The 16,055-nt window shown below is 70.7% G+C and carries 10 protein-coding genes; 5 read left to right on the top strand and 5 right to left on the bottom strand.

Annotated elements, in window-relative coordinates; genetic code table 11:
• Positions 1-888: 888 nt before the first annotated feature.
• Both ACFY1S_RS24165 and ACFY1S_RS24160 read right to left on the bottom strand, forming a co-directional pair.
• Complete coding sequence (locus ACFY1S_RS24165) at positions 889-1,611, bottom strand: dienelactone hydrolase family protein (protein ID WP_387122122.1); 723 nt, start codon at positions 1,609-1,611, stop codon at positions 889-891.
• A 16-nt stretch (positions 1,612-1,627) separates the two neighbouring features.
• Positions 1,628-1,834, bottom strand: a complete 207-nt coding sequence (locus ACFY1S_RS24160) for a hypothetical protein (RefSeq protein ID WP_364362769.1) — start codon at positions 1,832-1,834, stop codon at positions 1,628-1,630.
• 19 nt (positions 1,835-1,853) lie between these two features.
• Here ACFY1S_RS24160 and ACFY1S_RS24155 point away from each other — a divergent pair, with 19 nt between their 5' ends.
• The 5 genes from ACFY1S_RS24155 to pulA all read left to right on the top strand — a co-directional run bounded on the left by ACFY1S_RS24155 (position 1,854) and on the right by pulA (position 10,095).
• Complete coding sequence (locus tag ACFY1S_RS24155) at positions 1,854-2,519, top strand: hypothetical protein (RefSeq protein ID WP_387122119.1); 666 nt, start codon at positions 1,854-1,856, stop codon at positions 2,517-2,519.
• 37 nt (positions 2,520-2,556) lie between these two features.
• Positions 2,557-2,946 carry a hypothetical protein gene (locus ACFY1S_RS24150; protein ID WP_387122116.1) on the top strand — a complete coding sequence of 130 codons (390 nt, stop codon included), beginning with the start codon at positions 2,557-2,559 and terminating at the stop codon, positions 2,944-2,946.
• A gap of 112 nt (positions 2,947-3,058) precedes the next feature.
• Entirely contained in the window at positions 3,059-3,733 is a 675-nt protein-coding gene (locus ACFY1S_RS24145; protein WP_387122113.1) for a hypothetical protein, read from the top strand.
• A gap of 77 nt (positions 3,734-3,810) precedes the next feature.
• A complete protein-coding gene (locus ACFY1S_RS24140) occupies positions 3,811-4,485 on the top strand; it encodes a cellulose binding domain-containing protein (protein ID WP_387122110.1) in 675 nt (224 codons plus the stop codon).
• A 108-nt stretch (positions 4,486-4,593) separates the two neighbouring features.
• A complete protein-coding gene (gene pulA / locus ACFY1S_RS24135) occupies positions 4,594-10,095 on the top strand; it encodes a pullulanase-type alpha-1,6-glucosidase (RefSeq protein ID WP_387122107.1) in 5,502 nt (1,833 codons plus the stop codon).
• 85 nt (positions 10,096-10,180) lie between these two features.
• Here the strand turns inward: pulA and ACFY1S_RS24130 are convergent, their stop codons facing one another.
• The 3 genes from ACFY1S_RS24130 to ACFY1S_RS24120 all read right to left on the bottom strand — a co-directional run bounded on the left by ACFY1S_RS24130 (position 10,181) and on the right by ACFY1S_RS24120 (position 15,860).
• The gene (locus tag ACFY1S_RS24130; protein WP_387122104.1) at positions 10,181-11,821 is read right to left on the bottom strand and encodes a hypothetical protein; all 1,641 of its coding nucleotides are present in this window, start codon (positions 11,819-11,821) and stop codon (positions 10,181-10,183) included.
• A gap of 298 nt (positions 11,822-12,119) precedes the next feature.
• Entirely contained in the window at positions 12,120-13,829 is a 1,710-nt protein-coding gene (locus ACFY1S_RS24125; protein ID WP_387122101.1) for a right-handed parallel beta-helix repeat-containing protein, read from the bottom strand.
• Between the two features lie 459 nt (positions 13,830-14,288).
• A complete protein-coding gene (locus ACFY1S_RS24120; protein WP_387122098.1) occupies positions 14,289-15,860 on the bottom strand; it encodes a hypothetical protein in 1,572 nt (523 codons plus the stop codon).
• Positions 15,861-16,055: the final 195 nt, after the last annotated feature.

Below are 16,055 nucleotides of genomic sequence, written 5' to 3'. Positions count from 1 at the left end.
TGGCGCCACCGGTGAACGCCAGGCCAGCGGCGGTCAGAGCGGTCTTACGAATCAGATCGGTACGCATGATGGCGTGCTCCTCTGCATGTCGGGGGTACACGACACACCCACAACCGGGGGACGGGCGGATGCGCCGCACGTGCAAGGGGGAAAGTCTTCGCTCCCGGCGGCCCCGGGGGGCCGGCGTCGGGAGACCGTGCAACGACCGGCGACAGCGGATCATTCCACCGGGCTGACAGCCCGTGCTTGGCCGTGCGGGGGATACAACCGCGACCGGCCGGTGTTCCCGGCGGCCACCCCGCCCCGCGACCCGAAGTCGCGGCGGCGTGCCAGGTATAACGACCCCACCCCACCCCCGATTCCGCCCCCACGGTGACGCCAACCACGAGACAGCGACGCCCGAACCGGACAGCCGCCCCCAGAATCGGACCCGCCAAACCGGACAGCGCACCCATTCGCCGCCAGGCCGGATCTCCCACCCGGCCGCCCCCCAACCAGCCAGCCTCACCAGACCGCGCCCTCGAGGCGACGGACCGCACCTGAGGCGGCGTGTTGACCATGACCGGAGGTCTAACCCACCCGACACGACCCCCCAATATCCCCACAACGTCAGGGAAACTGCTGCCTCACCACGCGCTGAGACAGCAACGAAGTTGCTGTCGATCTTGGGCGGCCCGGATTCGCACGTCGCCTGATACGAGAACCCGCCCGGGACCACCCGGGCGTCAGACCTGACAACCAACGCGGGCGGCCCATGTTGCAGCACAGGCCAGAAGGCCGACAACGACCCCCGCCCTCACGATCGTGCTCGATCCTGGAAAAAGGCCCCTCACCGCACGCACGTGACCACTACAACAAGGATCGAGCACGATCATGCGAGCAGATGGGTCACTGGGTGTCGAGCAGGGCGAGGACCGCGTCGCGGGCGGCGAGTACGGCTTCGCTGGACTGGGCCGTGTGGTCGAGGATGTCGAAGGAGTGCTGCCCGTCCGGCACCTCGATCACCTGGACCTGCCAGCCGTGGTTGGCCGCCGTCGGGAGGAACGCGTCGATGCCGGCCAGGACCGGGGGGATGTCCCGCCCGGCACGGGTCAGCACCAGCGGGACGCCGGGGCCGGCGGCGAGCGCGTCGACGGGGAGGAACCGCGCGTCGACGTCCCAGCCGGGGAACGGGACGAGCAGCGGGTAGGTCAGGGCGATCCCGCGCAGCCAGGGCGGCGCGTCGCGGAACCAGTCGGCGGCGAAGAGGCTCCCGCCGGAGAAGAACCAGAGCACCACCCGGTCGGGGTCGACCCGAGGGTCGGCGCGGACCTGCTCGACCATCGCGGCGATGTCGTCGGCCGAGGCGGGCATTGTCGACAGTTCGGTGACCTGGTAGCTGATCAGCGCGCCGACCACGCCGCTCTCGGCGAGCAGTGCGCCGTAGCCGCGGTAGAGCAGCCAGTCGCGGGGGTCGGGCACGTCTGGTGGCAGTGGTGCGCCGTGCACCACGACGACTGCCGGTGCCGGCCCGGTGCGGGCTGGCATGTGCAGGTCGACGGTGCCGTGCCGTTCGACGGGCGCGGCGGGTGTGGTCAGGACGAAGGGTCGCTCGGCGACGGGTGTCGTCATCTGCGAACGATATCGGTCACCCGTCGGTGACGGTGCCCCGCGCGTCGTCCACAGGGGAGTTCTCGCCGGCCTGTGCGTGCCGTTCGAGGAGCCGCTGCCGGATCTCCTCGGGGGTGTACGCGCGCCGTCGTCGTTCGGCGCGGGCGATGACCACGCCGGACGCCGCGACGCCGGCGAGGCCGGCGAGCCCGAGGACCTTCCACCACCGCATCCGTTGCCGCATCGGCCTAGGGTAGACCCTCATGAGCATCAGCCTGGATGAGGCCGTCGAGTTGACCCGCACCGGTGACGTGTGGGTGTTCCGGGGCCGCAGCGTGCCGGACCGGGCGATCCAGTTGACCACCAACAGCCCGGTGAACCACGTCGGGATGGCGGTGGTCCTGGACGACATGCCGCCATTGATGTGGCACGCGGAGCTGGGGCGGTCGCTGCCCGATCTGTGGTCGGGCGGTCATCAGCGGGGCGTGCAGTTGCACGACCTGCGGGACGCGGTCTGCGTCTGGGCCAACCGGTACGGCCAGCGGGCCTGGCTGCGGCAGCTCGACCCGCCGGCGGACGGGGAGATGGAACGGGCCGTGCTGCGGACGATCGCGCGGCTGGACGGGACGCCGTTCCCGTCGACCGCGCAGCTGGCGTGGCGGTGGGTACGGGGACGGGTGCCGGCGCTGCCGCGTCCCGGGCGCTTCGGGTCGCAGCCGGCGCGGACGTCCGAGGCGCGGGAGCGGGCGTTGGAGACGGCGTACTGCGCGGAGGTGGTGGCGGTGACCTATGAGGCGATGGGGTTGCTGCCGGAGGGACGGCGTCCGAACTGGTACGACCCGGGGCGGTTCTGGAGCGGGGACGATCTGGGTCTGGCCTCGGGTGCGGGCCTGGGTGCGGAGATCGAGGTCCACGTTCCGGCGCGTTGAGGTTTGGCCGGGCCGGTGACAGGCAATTGCTGTCGCCGTGAACGCCTCCACGGATCTCGACACGCTGGCGGACTTCTTCGACAGGTACGGCGTGGCGCTGGTCTCCGGTGACCTGCCGGCCCTCGCCGGCTGTTACGCCCTGCCCGGACTGGTGGTGGCCGACACGTACAGTTTCTCGTTCACCTCGCCGGCGGCGGTGGCGCTGTCCTTCGTGGGCGCTGCCCCCGACTACCAGGACCGGGAGCTGGTCGCGGCGCACGCCCGGATCGAGGACGTCCAGCCGGTGTCCGCCCTGCTGACCATGGTGGCGGTGGAGTGGGAGTTCCTGGACAGCCGGGGGTGCTCGGTGCCGGGTGAGCGGTACCGCTATCTGCTGCGTACCGCCGACTCGGAGCCGGTCATCTGCACGGTCGTCCGGACGGCCTGATCGGCCGGGGTCGCCTGCGCGACCGGCCCGTTCGTGGTGCCGGGTGGGCCGATCGGCCCGATCCGTCGGTGCTGGCTACGCTGGCGCGTCGGTGGGGACGAGGGGAGACCTGATGGCGGTGCGGCCGGAGGGTGCGGCAGAGGCGCGGACGGCTCGACTGTTGGCGTCGGTGCCATGGGTTGTGGTGCTGCTCGGCGTGTGTGTGCTTGTGGCGTTGTTGGTGGTCGCGTTGCTGTCGTTCCGTACCCGGGAGAAGGGTGACGCGCCGCGCGCCGCGCCGCCGGTGTTCCTGCCGACGGCGCCGGCGGCGGTGTCGCCGACGGGTGGGCCGACGCCAACGGGGGTGGAGCGGCGGACGGTGTCGCCGCGGCCGTCGCGGAGCAGTCGCGCGCCGTCGCCCCGGGTCGCCACGGCATCGCCGTCGCCCGGGCGGGGGAGCGCGCCGGCGGTGGCGTCGACGTCGGCGAAGACGGTGAGCGCGCGGTACGAGGTCGGTACCGATGGCCGCGACGGGACCGAGGCGGTGCTGTCGGTCACGAACTCCACGGGCCAGTCGGTGGACTGGCGGGTGGAGTTGGCGTACGACGGCGACGTGCGGGCCCTGCGGGTGAACGACGACTCGGGGGTTTCCGTGTGGGGGCGGGGCGACGGCGAGTTCGTCCTGCGGGGCACCCGTTCGTTGGCCCCGGGCGACACCCGGACGGTGCGGTTGCGGCTGGGCTGGGGCGAGTCGGGTTCCCGGCCGCTGCGGTGCGCGGTGAACGGGCTGGCCTGCCGCCTCGGCTGATCGCCAGGTCGCCGTCGGCGCTTCCGGGCCTGGCCGTCGGTCGCTACGCTGCCCGGACGGCCTGCTGAGGGAGGTACATGTCCGGCATGCGTCGTGCCCGTCGACCGTCCCGTGGTCCGGTAGCCATCACGTCGTCGCCGTGGATCGTGGTGCTGGCCGGTGTCGTGGTGATGGTGGTGCTGCTCATCGTGGCCCTGGGCGCGTACCGGGGGCGTAGTCCGGCGCCGGACGCCGGGTCGCCTCCGCCGGCGTTGCCGCTGCCGTCGGTGCCGTCGGAGGAGCCGACGCCGACGCCTGCCGGGTCGTCGTCGCCGGCGCTGTTGCCGGGGCTGTCGCCGCGTGCCACCGGGGTGCCGTCGAGCAGTCCGGCGGTGTCGCGGGCACCGACGGCCGGGGTGACGCCGACGCGGGCGGCCACTCGCGCTCCGCAGGCGCCGGCGGTCGGTGGCCGGTATCGGGTGGTGCAGAGCTTCGACGGCGGGTTCATCGGTGAGGTGCTTGTCGTCAACGCGTCGGGCGTTCGTCGTGGTTGGACGGTGCGTTTCGAGTTCTCCGGCGGGGGGCGGCTGGTGACGACCTGGGTGGAGGGAGTGCCGCAGGGGACGGTGCGGCAGTTCGACGGTGGTTTCACGTACGTCAGCGGGGTTGACGTGCCGCCCGGCGGGTCGGCGGCGCTGCGGTTCTACCTGGAGCGGGCGTCCGTCACACCGTGGGGGTGCACTGTCGACGGGGTGCGGTGCAGCGGCTTCTGACGCGCCGCTTCCGCAAGGACGCTGCTTTGTTGCGACCATGTTTGCAAGGTATTGCAGAATGTTTCGGCAAGGGTTAGCGTGCGGCCAATCCACCAGAGGAAGGCGTCGATGAAACCCCCGCCGATACCGCGCACCGCCCTGCTGGCTCTCGTCTCCCTGCTCACCGTCACCCTCGTCGGCGCCCCGGTCGCGGTGCGCCAGCTCGGCGCCACCGACGACAGCCGTCCGTCCGACGCCGACGCCCTGGCCGCCGCCGGCGCCGTCCAGTGGCGCGACGAGCCCACAGCCGACGCGCTGCTGAAGGCGGGCGACACCTCCGCACGCGCCGAGCAGTTCTATTTCGTCCTGCCGGACCGGTTCGCCAACGGCGACCCCCGCAACGACCGAGGCGGCCTCACCGGCGACCGGCTCCGCACCGGGCTCGACCCGGCCGACAAGGGCTTCTACCACGGCGGCGACCTCGAGGGCGTCATCGACAAGCTCGACTACATCCAGGGGATGGGCACGACAGCCATCTGGCTCGCGCCGATCTTCAAGAACCGGCCCGTGCAGGGCGAGGGCGACGACGTCTCGGCCGGCTACCACGGCTACTGGATCACCGACTTCACCCAGGTGGACCCGCACTTCGGCACCAACGAGGAGATGAAGCGGCTGGTCAGGCTCGCCCACCAGCGCGGCATCAAGATCTACCTCGACGTGATCGTCAACCACACCGCCGACGTCATCAAGTACGCCGAGGACAGGTACGCCTACGTGGACAAGGCGACCTCGCCGTACACCGACGCGCAGGGGCGGGCGTTCGAGGACCGCAACTACGCCGACGGCAGCCGCGCCTTCCCGCCGGTCGACAAGGAGTCGTTCCCGTACACGCCGACGTTCGACGAGCCGGCGGACGCCACGGTGAAGGTGCCGGCCTGGCTGAACGACGCCACCATGTACCACAACCGGGGCGACTCGACCTTCGCCGGCGAGAACAGCGAGTACGGCGACTTCTTCGGCCTCGACGACCTGTGGACCGAACGTCCCGAGGTGGTGCGAGGGTTGACCAAGGCGTACGGGGACTGGATCGGCGCGACAGGCGTCGACGGGTTCCGGCTGGACACCGTGAAGCACGTCAACATGGACTTCTGGCCGCAGTTCAGCGCGGGCATCGAGCGGGCCGCCGAGAAGGCGGGCAAGAAGGACTTCTTCATGTTCGGCGAGGTGTACAGCGCCGACCCGGAGATCACCTCCAGCTACGTCCGGCAGGGCGGCCTGCCGGCCACCCTCGACTTCGCCTTCCAGGAGGCCGCGCGGGGCTACACCGCCGGCGCCGGCTCGGCGAAGGCGATTGCCGACGTGTACGCCCGCGACGACCTGTACGCCGCCCGGGACACCGACGCCGGTCGCCTGACCACGTTCCTCGGCAACCACGACATGGGCCGGATCGGCTCGTTCATCGCCGGGGGTGGCACCGATGCGGCCAGCCACCTGCGGCGTGACCAGCTCGCCCACCAGTTGATGTTCCTCACCCGTGGCCAGCCGGTGGTCTACTCCGGCGACGAGCAGGGCTTCACCGGCCCCGGCGGGGACAAGGACGCCCGGCAGGACATGTTCGCGTCGAAGGTCCCCGACTACCTCGACGACGACCTGCTCGGCACGGACCGCACCCACGCCAGCGACCAGTTCGACACGAACCATCCGCTGTACCGGACCATCGCCGAGCTGGGCCGGCTGCGCCAGGCACACCCGGCGCTGCGCGACGGTGTGCAGGTCACCAGGTACGCCGCCGACGGCCCGGGTGTCTTCGCCGCCTCCCGGATCGCTCCCGCCGACCGCACCGAGTACGTGGTGGCGGTGAACAACGCCGACACCGCGCAGACTGTCACGGTGGACACCTGGTCGGCCGGCGCCACCTTCACAGGCGTCTACGGCGGCAGCCAGACCACCACGGCGGGCGCCGACGGCAGACTCACAGTCACCGTGCCGCCCCTGTCGGCGGTGGTGCACCGCGCCGGCACCCCCATCGCGCGCCCGACCGCCGCGTCGCGCGTCACCATCACCAGCCCTGCCCCGGACGCGCCGGTCACCACCCGGGCCGCCGTCACCGCCCAGGTGACAGGCGACCCCCTCGCGACAGTCACCGTCGCCGCCCGGGTCGCGGGCGGGAAGTGGACGCTGCTGGGCAGCGCCGACCACGCGCCGTACACCGTGCGGCACGACCTGACCGGCCTGGCCGGCGGCACCCGGATCGAGTACAAGGCGGTGGTCCGCGACGGCCGCGGCCGTACCGCCACGGCCCGGTCCACCGCCGTCGTCGGTACGCCGCCGGTCGGCACGTCCCGGGAGTGGGCGGTGGTGCACTACAAGCGCCCCGCCGGTGGGTACGACGACTGGGGGCTGTACGCGTGGGGGGACATCGACCCGGCGTACGTCACCGAGTGGCCCAAGGGGCAGCCGTTCGCCGGCGAGGACTCCTACGGCCGGTTCGCGTGGGTGAAACTCAAGCCGGGCGCGAAGTCCGTCAGTTTCCTGGTGGTCGACAGGAACGGCACCAAGGACGTCGCCCAGGACCGCAGCATCGACGTCACCTCCACAGGTGAGATCTGGCTCAAGCAGGGCGACCCGGCGATCTACCCGAGCAGGCAGGCGGCCGTCGGTGAACCGGCCCCGCCTGTCGAGGAGGGCACCGCCGTGATCCACTACCGGCGGGCCGACGGCAACTACGACGGCTGGGGCCTGCACCTGTGGGACGGCGCGGCCACCCCGACGGAGTGGTCAAGCCCTCTGCGGCCGACCTCGGTCGACGCGTTCGGCGCGGTGTTCCGGGTGCCGCTGGCGGCCGGCGCCACCGGGCTGAACTACATCATCCACAACGGCGACACCAAGGACCTGCCCGACGACCAGCGGCTCGACTTCGCCAGCGCGGGCCGGGAGGTGTGGCTGCTCGCCGCCACCCCGGGCCGCCTGCTGCCGACGACCGCGACAAGCGCCAGCGGGGACACCGACATCAGCAGGCAGAAGGCGCACTGGATCGACAGGTCCACAGTGGCCTGGCAGACCGGACCCACCGACGGGAAGACGTACGCGCTGGTCACCGCGCCGGCCGGCGGAGTCAGCGTGGTCGACGGGGAGCTGGCCGGGACGTACACCAGTCTGCCGTTGCGGGCGCAGCGCAACGGGCTCACCGAGGCCCAACGCACGGCGTTCCCACACCTGTGGTCGTACCGGAGCTTCGCGCTGGACCGGGGTGACCTGGCCAGGGTCCCGGCGGCGCTGCGGGGGCAGTTGCTCGTCACCGAGCGCGACGCCGACGGCGCCCTGCTCGCCGCGACAGGCGTGCAGATCCCCGGCGTGCTCGACGACGTGTACGCCCGGGCCGCCGACGCGACGCTCGGCCCGACGTTCACCGGCCGTACGCCGAGCCTCGCGGTGTGGGCGCCGACGGCCCGCACGGTCGCGCTGGACCTGTTCGACTCGCCCACCGCGCAGCCGACGACGGTGCCGATGCGCCGCGACGACCGCACCGGTGTGTGGTCGGTACGCGGCAACCACACCTGGGTCGGGAAGTACTACCGCTACCAGGTGCAGGCGTGGCAACCGGCGGCGCAGAAGATGGTCACCGCCTCGGTGACCGACCCGTACTCGGTGGCTCTCGCCGCGGACTCCACGCACAGCCAGATCGTCGACCTGAGCGACCCGGCGCTGGCCCCGGCCGGCTGGCGCACCCTGCGCAAACCGGCGCCGGTGCCGCCCGCGAAGGCGCAGGTCTCCGAGCTGTCGGTGCGGGACTTCTCGATGGCCGACGACACAGTGCCGGCCGAACGGCGGGGGACGTTCCTCGCCTTCACCGACCCGAAGACAGCGGGCATGACCCACCTGCGGGCGCTCGGCGACGCCGGGGTCACCCACCTGCACCTGCTGCCGGCGTTCGACTTCGCCACCATCCCGGAGAAGCGCGCCGACCAGCGCCAGCCGGCCTGTGACCTGGCGGCGCTGCCACCGGACTCGGCCGAGCAGCAGAAGTGCGTGGCGGCGGTCGCCGATACCGACGGCTACAACTGGGGGTACGACCCGCTGCACTACACGGTGCCCGAGGGCGGCTACGCCGTCGACCCGACCGGCGCGGCGCGGACCACCGAGTTCCGCTCGATGGTCGCCGGGGTCAACGGCGCGGGCCTGCGGGTCGTCATGGACGTCGTCTACAACCACACGTCCGCCGCCGGCACCGACGACACGTCGGTGCTCGACCAGATCGTGCCCGGCTACTACCACCGGCTGCTCGAGGACGGCACGGTGGCCAACTCCACCTGCTGCGCCAACACCGCACCCGAGCACGCCATGATGGGCAAGCTGGTGGTCGACTCGCTTGTCACCTGGGCCAGGCAGTACAAGGTGGACGGCTTCCGGTTCGACCTGATGGGGCACCACCCGAAGGCGAACATCCTGGCCGTCCGCAGGGCCCTCGACCGGCTGACGGTCGCCCGCGACGGCGTGGACGGCCGGTCGATCATGCTGTACGGCGAGGGCTGGAACTTCGGCGAGGTCGCCAACGACGCCCGGTTCGTGCAGGCCACCCAGGCCAACATGGCAGGCACCGGCATCGGCACCTTCAACGACCGGCTGCGCGACGCGGTGCGCGGCGGCGGCCCGTTCGACGCCAATCCGCGCGTCCAGGGCTTCGCGTCCGGGCTCTACACCGACCCGAACGGCGACGCCGTCAACGGGTCGGCGGCCGAGCAGAAGGCCCGCCTGCTGCACGCCCACGACTTGATCAAGGTCGGGCTCACCGGCAACCTGCGCGAATACCGGTTCACCGACACCGCCGGACGGCAGGTCACCGGCGCACAGGTGGACTACAACGGCTCCCCGGCCGGCTACACCGCAGCGCCGGGGGAGGCCGTCACCTACGTCGACGCGCACGACAACGAGATCCTGTACGACGCGCTGGCGTACAAACTGCCGCAGGGCACCTCGGCGGCGGACCGCTCCCGGATGCAGGTGCTGGCGCTGGGCCCTGTGGTGCTGGGACAGGGCACCGGGTTCGTCACCGCCGGCACCGAACGGCTGCGGTCGAAGTCGCTGGACCGCAACTCGTACAACTCAGGTGACTGGTTCAACCAGATCCGCTGGAACTGCGAACAGGGCAACGGCTTCGGCGCCGGCCTGCCACCCGCGCAGGACAACGAGGACAAGTGGTCGTACGCGAGGCCGCTGCTTGCCGACCCGGCGCTGGTGCCGGGCTGCGCGGCGATCACCACCACCGACGCCCGGTACGCCGAGCTGCTGCGCATCCGGGCGTCGTCTCCGGTGTTCGGGCTGGCCACCGCCGCGCAGGTGCAGCAGCGGGTGGCCTTCCCGCTGTCCGGGGAGCGGGAGACGCCGGGCGTGCTCACCATGACCCTGGACGCCAGCGGGCTGGGCGGCCCGTACACGTCGCTGGCAGTCGTCTTCAACAGCACCCCGACGGTGGCGACGCAGACGGTGGCAGGTCTGCGCGGCGCGAACGTGGCACTGCACCCGGTGCTGCTGACGTCGGCCGACCCGGTGCTGCGCACTGCCGCGTTCGACAGGGCGTCCGGCACGTTCACGGTGCCGGCGCGCAGCGTGGCGGTGTTCGTCCAGAAATGACGACGGACCGGCCCCCTTCCGCGTCGCGCGGAAGGGGGCCGGTCTCTGGTGTGTTCGGGTCCTGCTGCTGTCACCCGAGGGGTGATCAGGCGAAGCAGTTCTCGATGGTGCCGCCCGGGATGGCCAGGCAGTTGGTCGGACGGTTCGCCGTGATCGCCGACTTGTCGTCCACGTTCACCTCGCCGAAGAAGGTGAAGACACCGCCCGGAGCGAAGGTGGAGAAGTTGTGGGCGACAGTCGTCTTCGACAGGGTGACCTCGCCGAAGATGTTGAAGATGCCGCCGCCGACCCCGATCGGGCCGATGGCCCGGTTGCCGACGACCTCGCTGTCGCGCAGCGTGGTGACGCTGTCGGCGTTGAAGAGCCCGCCGCCGAAGAACCCGGCGGTGTTGTCCTTGATGCTGCTCTTCTCGAACGTGACAGCGCTGTCGAAGGCGATGGCCACACCGCCGCCGACACCCGCGGTGCTGTTCTTCTCGACACTGACGTGGTGCAGGTTCAGCTGGCTGTCCGCCGCGGCCAGACCACCGCCGGCGAGGACCGCGGTGTTCGAGGCGAACTTCGTCTCGTACGCCGTGGTGTTGCCGCCGATGTCGAGGAGGCCACCGCCGAAGCCCAGCGTCTCGTTGTCGGTGATCTCGGCCTTCTTCAACTCGACGGTCCCGCCGTCGACGTCGTCGGTGAAGATCGGCGCGGCTCCGTTGGAGATACCGCCACCACCGATGATGGCCGTGTTGTCCTTGATCTTCGACTCCTCGACCTTGAGCACGCCGGCGTTGAAGACACCACCACCGAAGAAGAAGGCGGTGTTGCGAGCCACGGTGCTGTGCCAGATCTTCGTGGTGCCGAAGTTGGCCACGCCACCGCCGTTGCCGCCCGACTGGTTGAGGACGACCTCGGACTCCAGGATCTCGGCGGTGCCGCCCGGCTGGACCAGGATGCCGGCGCCGTCGTTCGCGTCCGGCTCCTGTACGAGCGGCGTGACGACGCCGCCCTGGGCCTTCGGCGCGGCCTTGGGCGCGGCCTTCGGAGCCGCCTTCAGACCCGCCTTCGGGTTCGCCTGCCGGGCGCTGAGCGCCTGGTTCAGCGGAACGCCGGCCTTCACCTGCGCCGCGATCGCCTCGGAGTCCGAGTAGGACGACCAGACAGCCGCCGGCTCGACAGCCTCGAACAGTTCGAGGGTCTGGCCGCCCTTGACGGTCAGGCCCTTGATGGTGAGGTGCCCACCAGTGCCGACGTTGAGGATCCGGAAGTAGTCCGCGGTGGCTTCCCGGGCGATCGTCGTGTGGTCACCCTTGAGGGTGATGTCCTCGGTGATCACCGGGAGGCCGTTGCCCTGGAAGTCGTTGCGGCTCAGGTTGTAGGTGCAACCCTTCGCCAGCTCCAGCACACCGCCGTGCTTGTTGTTGGCGAAGACGATCGCCTGGATCAGCTTGTCGGTGTCGCAGGGCACCTCCTTCCCGCGCTCGTGGTCCTTGTCCCGGCCCTGGTCGCGGTCCTTGTCCTTGTCCCAGTCGCGGCCCTCGTCGCCGCGCTGGTCGCCGTCCTTGCTCACCTGCGCGGTGTTCCAGTTCAGGCCGACCGCACCGGCGCTGCCCGCGACGCCCACCGCCGCGAGACTGACCACGCCCGTCAAACCGGCCACGCCGCTGGCGAGCCAGAGCTTGCGGCGACGCTTGGCCGCCGCCCGCCCGGAGGCTTCGTTGTTCGTTAGGTAGTTGGACATCGGAGCTCTCTGCCCTCTCCTCGTACCAGACAGGGTCGCCGCCCCTCAGGCGGGCGTCCCCTGCTACAAATCGGTTGTAGCTCCCAAAAACACCGTATGAGAATGTTCCTCACCTGGCGGGCTTATCCGAAAGAAGCCCGCATTTGGTTCGTGTCCGGCCGCGACGGGAGAGACGCCGCTTCCGGCGCGGCCCGGTCCAACCGGACCCGGCCTGCCCGTGCCCACCCAAACGGGTACGCCCCTCCGAACCGGGACCGGCTCGGAGGGGCGTATCTCTATGTGGTTCAGCCCCGCCCGGTCAGGCGAAGCAGTCTGGAACGTTGAAGCAGTTGGTCGGGCGGTTGGCGGACGCCGAGGACTCGTCGTCCAGGGTCACGGTGCTGCCGAGGTTGTTGAAGATGCCCCCCGGCGCGAGGGTGGCGACGTTGTGCGCCACCGTCGTGCGGTGGAGGGTGACCTCGCCCCCGTCGGTGATGTAGATGCCGCCGCCGGCCCCGAGCGGGCCGACGGCCCGGTTGCCCACCACCTCGCTGTCGCGCAGCGCGGTGACGCTCTCCTCGCTGAAGAGGCCGGCGCCGAAGAACCCGGCGGTGTTGTCCTTGCTGCTGGTGTCCTCGACGGTGGCGATGCTGTCGAAGGTCACAGCGACGCCGCCACCCACGCCGGCGGTGCTGTTCCCGGCCACCGTGGCGTGCTGGAGGCTGAGCTGGCTGTTCGCCACCGCGACGCCGCCGCCGGCGAGAACTGCCGTGTTGTCGCGGACCGTCGTCTCGTGCAGGGTCGTGGTGCCCCCGACGTCCAGGACGCCGCCGCCGAAGCCGAGCGTCCGGTTGTCGGCGATCTCGCTCTTGTAGATCCAGGCCGATCCGCCGTCCACGTCGTCGGTGAGGATCCGCGCCGCGCCGTTGGCGATGCCGCCACCGCCGATGATCGCGTTGTTGTCCTTGACCTTCGACTCGTCGACCTGGAGCACGCCGGCGTTGAAGATGCCGCCGCCGAAGAAGAAGGCCGTGTTGTGCGCGACGGTGGTCTTGCTGAGCCTGGTGGTGCCGAAGTTCGCCAGGCCGCCGCCGTTCCCGCCGGCCTGGTTGTAGAGCAACTCACTGTCCAGGATCTCCGCGCGGCCGCCGGGCTGAACCAGCACCCCGGCGCCGTCATTCAGCCCGGGCTCCTCCACGAGCTGCACCGCGGGTCCGGCCGTCGCCGGCATCGCCGTTGGCGCGGCTGCCTTGGCAGTTGCCGGCGACTTGGCCTTGGCCGCCAGCTTCCCGACTGTCGCTGCCTTGGCCACGGTGGGCTTGGCCGTTGGTGCGTCGGCCGGCTTGGCCGTCGTGCTCCGGACCGAGGGGGAGTATGGTGCCCAGACCGTCGCCGCGTCCATGGTCATGGCACGCCCCAACGTCTGGCCACCCCTGATGCTCAGGCCCTTGAGGGTGAGGTGCCCGCCCGGTCCGACGTTGAGAATGCGGAAGTAGTCGGCGGTGGCATCACGGCCGATGGTGGTGTTCTCGCCCCGGAGAGTGATGGGTTGAGTGATCACCGGCAGGCCGTCGCCGTTCTGGTTGCGAGTCAGGGTGTAGGTGCATCCCCTGGCCAGCTCCAGCACGCCGCCGTCCCGGCTGTTGGCGAACGTGATCGCCTGGATCAGCTTGTCGGTGTCGCACGGGACCTGCTCGGTGCGGCCCATGTCGTCGCGCCTGTCGTCCTTGCCGGAACGGTCGTCGACGCCGCTCCAGTCGTCGCTTCGACCGCCGTCCTGCTTGGCGCCGTCTTGCTTGCCGGCGTCGTCAGAGCCACCGGCGTCACTGACGTTCTGCCGGGTGGCCGACTGCGCGTCGGATGCCCGGTCGGAGGTGGGCTTGTCGTCCCGGGCGGCCACGCCACCGAGGGCGGCCAGGCCGACCGCGCCGGTCAGCCCGGCTACGCCGGCGACCCAGAGCGCCCGCCGTCGTCGTGCCGGCAGGGCTGCGGAGGCCCCGCCGTCGGTGCTCGTTTCGTCGTCGGACATCAGAGCCTTCCCCCATTCCTGCTATCAGACGGGTCGCACCGCCCCGGGGCGTCACGACCAGCTACAAACGGGATGTATCTTCTGATCTCCACTGTATGAGAACCATCTTCACTATGCGGACGTATCTGAAAAAAGCCCGCATTCACCTCACATTGGACCACGCCCTGTCGGATCGGTAGGAACGGAAGTGTTCGACACGACGCCGACGGATCCCGACGCCGAGCGCGGCGACGGCGAAACGTCGCGGCCCGGCGGTGAGGTCAGCCGAAGGGCGCTCGCGCGGCCGTCGATCGGCGCGGCCCGCACCACGGGTACCGACGCGCAGTGCGGCAGCCTTCGCGCCAGGGTCGAGTCCGAAACGACAGGGGCCGGCCCCGCCGGCAGCGACTCCAGGTCGCGCCCGGCGGGGCCGGCTTGGTGCGGTGTGATGGTGTGGACCTGCACTCCGTGCCGGGCTGCTCAGCCCTGGCAGTTGGTGATCGCAGTGCCGGCGCAGTTGTTCGGGTTGTTGCGGAACACCAGTGTCCGGACGTCGATGGTCGCGGTGCCCGCGTTGAAGATGCCGCCGCCGGTGGCGCCGGCCTGGTTCTCGGTGATGACGCTGCCCCGAACGACGAGGGTCGCCCCGGCGGCGTTGTTGATGCCGCCACCCGTGGTGGCCGCCTGGTTGCGCAGGATGACGGTGTCGGCCACCGTCAGGATGCCGGCGTTGGAGATCGCCCCACCGGTGGTGCCGGCGACGTTGCCGTAGAAGGTGGTGCCGGCGTGCTGCTCCAGCTTCTTCTCGTAGTCCCTGCTCTCCGGGCCGTACTGCTTGTCGCTGTCGTTGCCACCGCGACCGTCGGCCTTCTCGGCCTTGCCCTTGCTCTCCTTCTCGCGGGCCTCGCCCCGGTGCTGCTCGGTCAGCTCGGTCGGCCACTTGTCGTCGCCGTCAAGGATCGTGGTGGTGGTGCCGGCGCCGGTGAACAGACCAGCACCCGCGAGGATTGAGGTGTTCTGCACGAACTTGACGTTGCGCAGCTGCAGGTTGCCGCCGGTGTTGGCGATACCGCCGCCGTTGCCCAGCGCCACGTTCAGCCGGAAGAGGCTGTCGCTGACGTCGCCGCTGCCGCCGGCGAGCAGCAGGCCGCCGCCGTTGCCGGCGGTCTGGTTGCCGACGAACTGGCTCTTGCGGATGGTCACCGTTCCCGCGGCGCTGGCGATCGCGCCACCGCCGGCGGGTGCCGGGGACTGGGCCTTGTTCGCCTCGAAGTACGACTTCTCGGATGTCAGGGTGCCGGTGTTGAAGACGGCACCACCGTTGGCGCCCGCGTTGTTGAGGGTCAGACTGGTGTCCTTCAGGACCGTGGTGCCCTCGTTGGTGATCGCACCACCGTTGACGCCCGCGCCGGCCGCGTTGTTCTGGGTCAGCTTGACGTCCTTCAGCTCGGCGCGACCGCCGGCCTGCACCAGTATCGCGCCACCGCCGGGAGCGGCGGTGACCAGACCGTTGCGCAGGGTCGTGTCGCTCAGGCGCAGGCTGCCCCCGGCGCTGACCTGGAAGATGCGGAACAGGGTGGGTGGCGCGCTGGGCAGGTCGAAGGCCCGCTCAAGAACCGAGTGCTCGCCCAGGATGGTGATGTCGCTGGTGATCGGCGGCAGCGCGTTGCTGCCCGTCGTCGTCGCGGTGCCGCTGCGCAGCTCGTAGGTGCAGCCGCGGGCCAGCTTCAGCGTGGCGCCCAGCCGCTGGTTCGCTTCGTTGATCGCCGCGAACAGGGCGGTCGAGTCGCACGGCACGAACGACGCCTTCTTACCGTCCTCTTCGTGGCGGTCGCCGTCACCCCCGTCCCGGCCCTTGCCCGGACCTGAGTCGTCCCTCTGGCCGTGCTGCCCGCCATCGCTGAGCCGGGTCACTGCGCTGGCGTTGGTGGCGGCGACCATGCCCAGGCCGACCACGCCCGCGACGCCAGCGATGCCGACGGCGAGCCACTTCTTTCGGTGAGTCCTCGACGCCGGGATGACGTCGTCGGTCTTCCTAAGGTGATTGGACATCGGAGCTCTCTGTCTCTGCTCGCATCAAACAAGGTCGCGCGTCATGGCGAGGCGCCCCTTGGCTACAAATCGGTTGTAGCTGATGAAAACCACCGTAGGAGAGCAATATTCGCTTCGAGGCGCTATCCGAAAGAAACCCACATCCGGGTAACGTCGGCCTAAAGAGGGCAGAGGGGATGGCTGGGTGCGCAGTGC

This window comes from Micromonospora sp. NPDC000663, assembly GCF_042898105.1.
In the GTDB taxonomy this organism is placed as follows: Bacteria; Actinomycetota; Actinomycetes; order Mycobacteriales; family Micromonosporaceae; genus Micromonospora.
The sequence above is the reverse complement of the archived record's forward strand: the minus strand, read 5'-3'. Positions and strand labels throughout refer to the sequence as shown.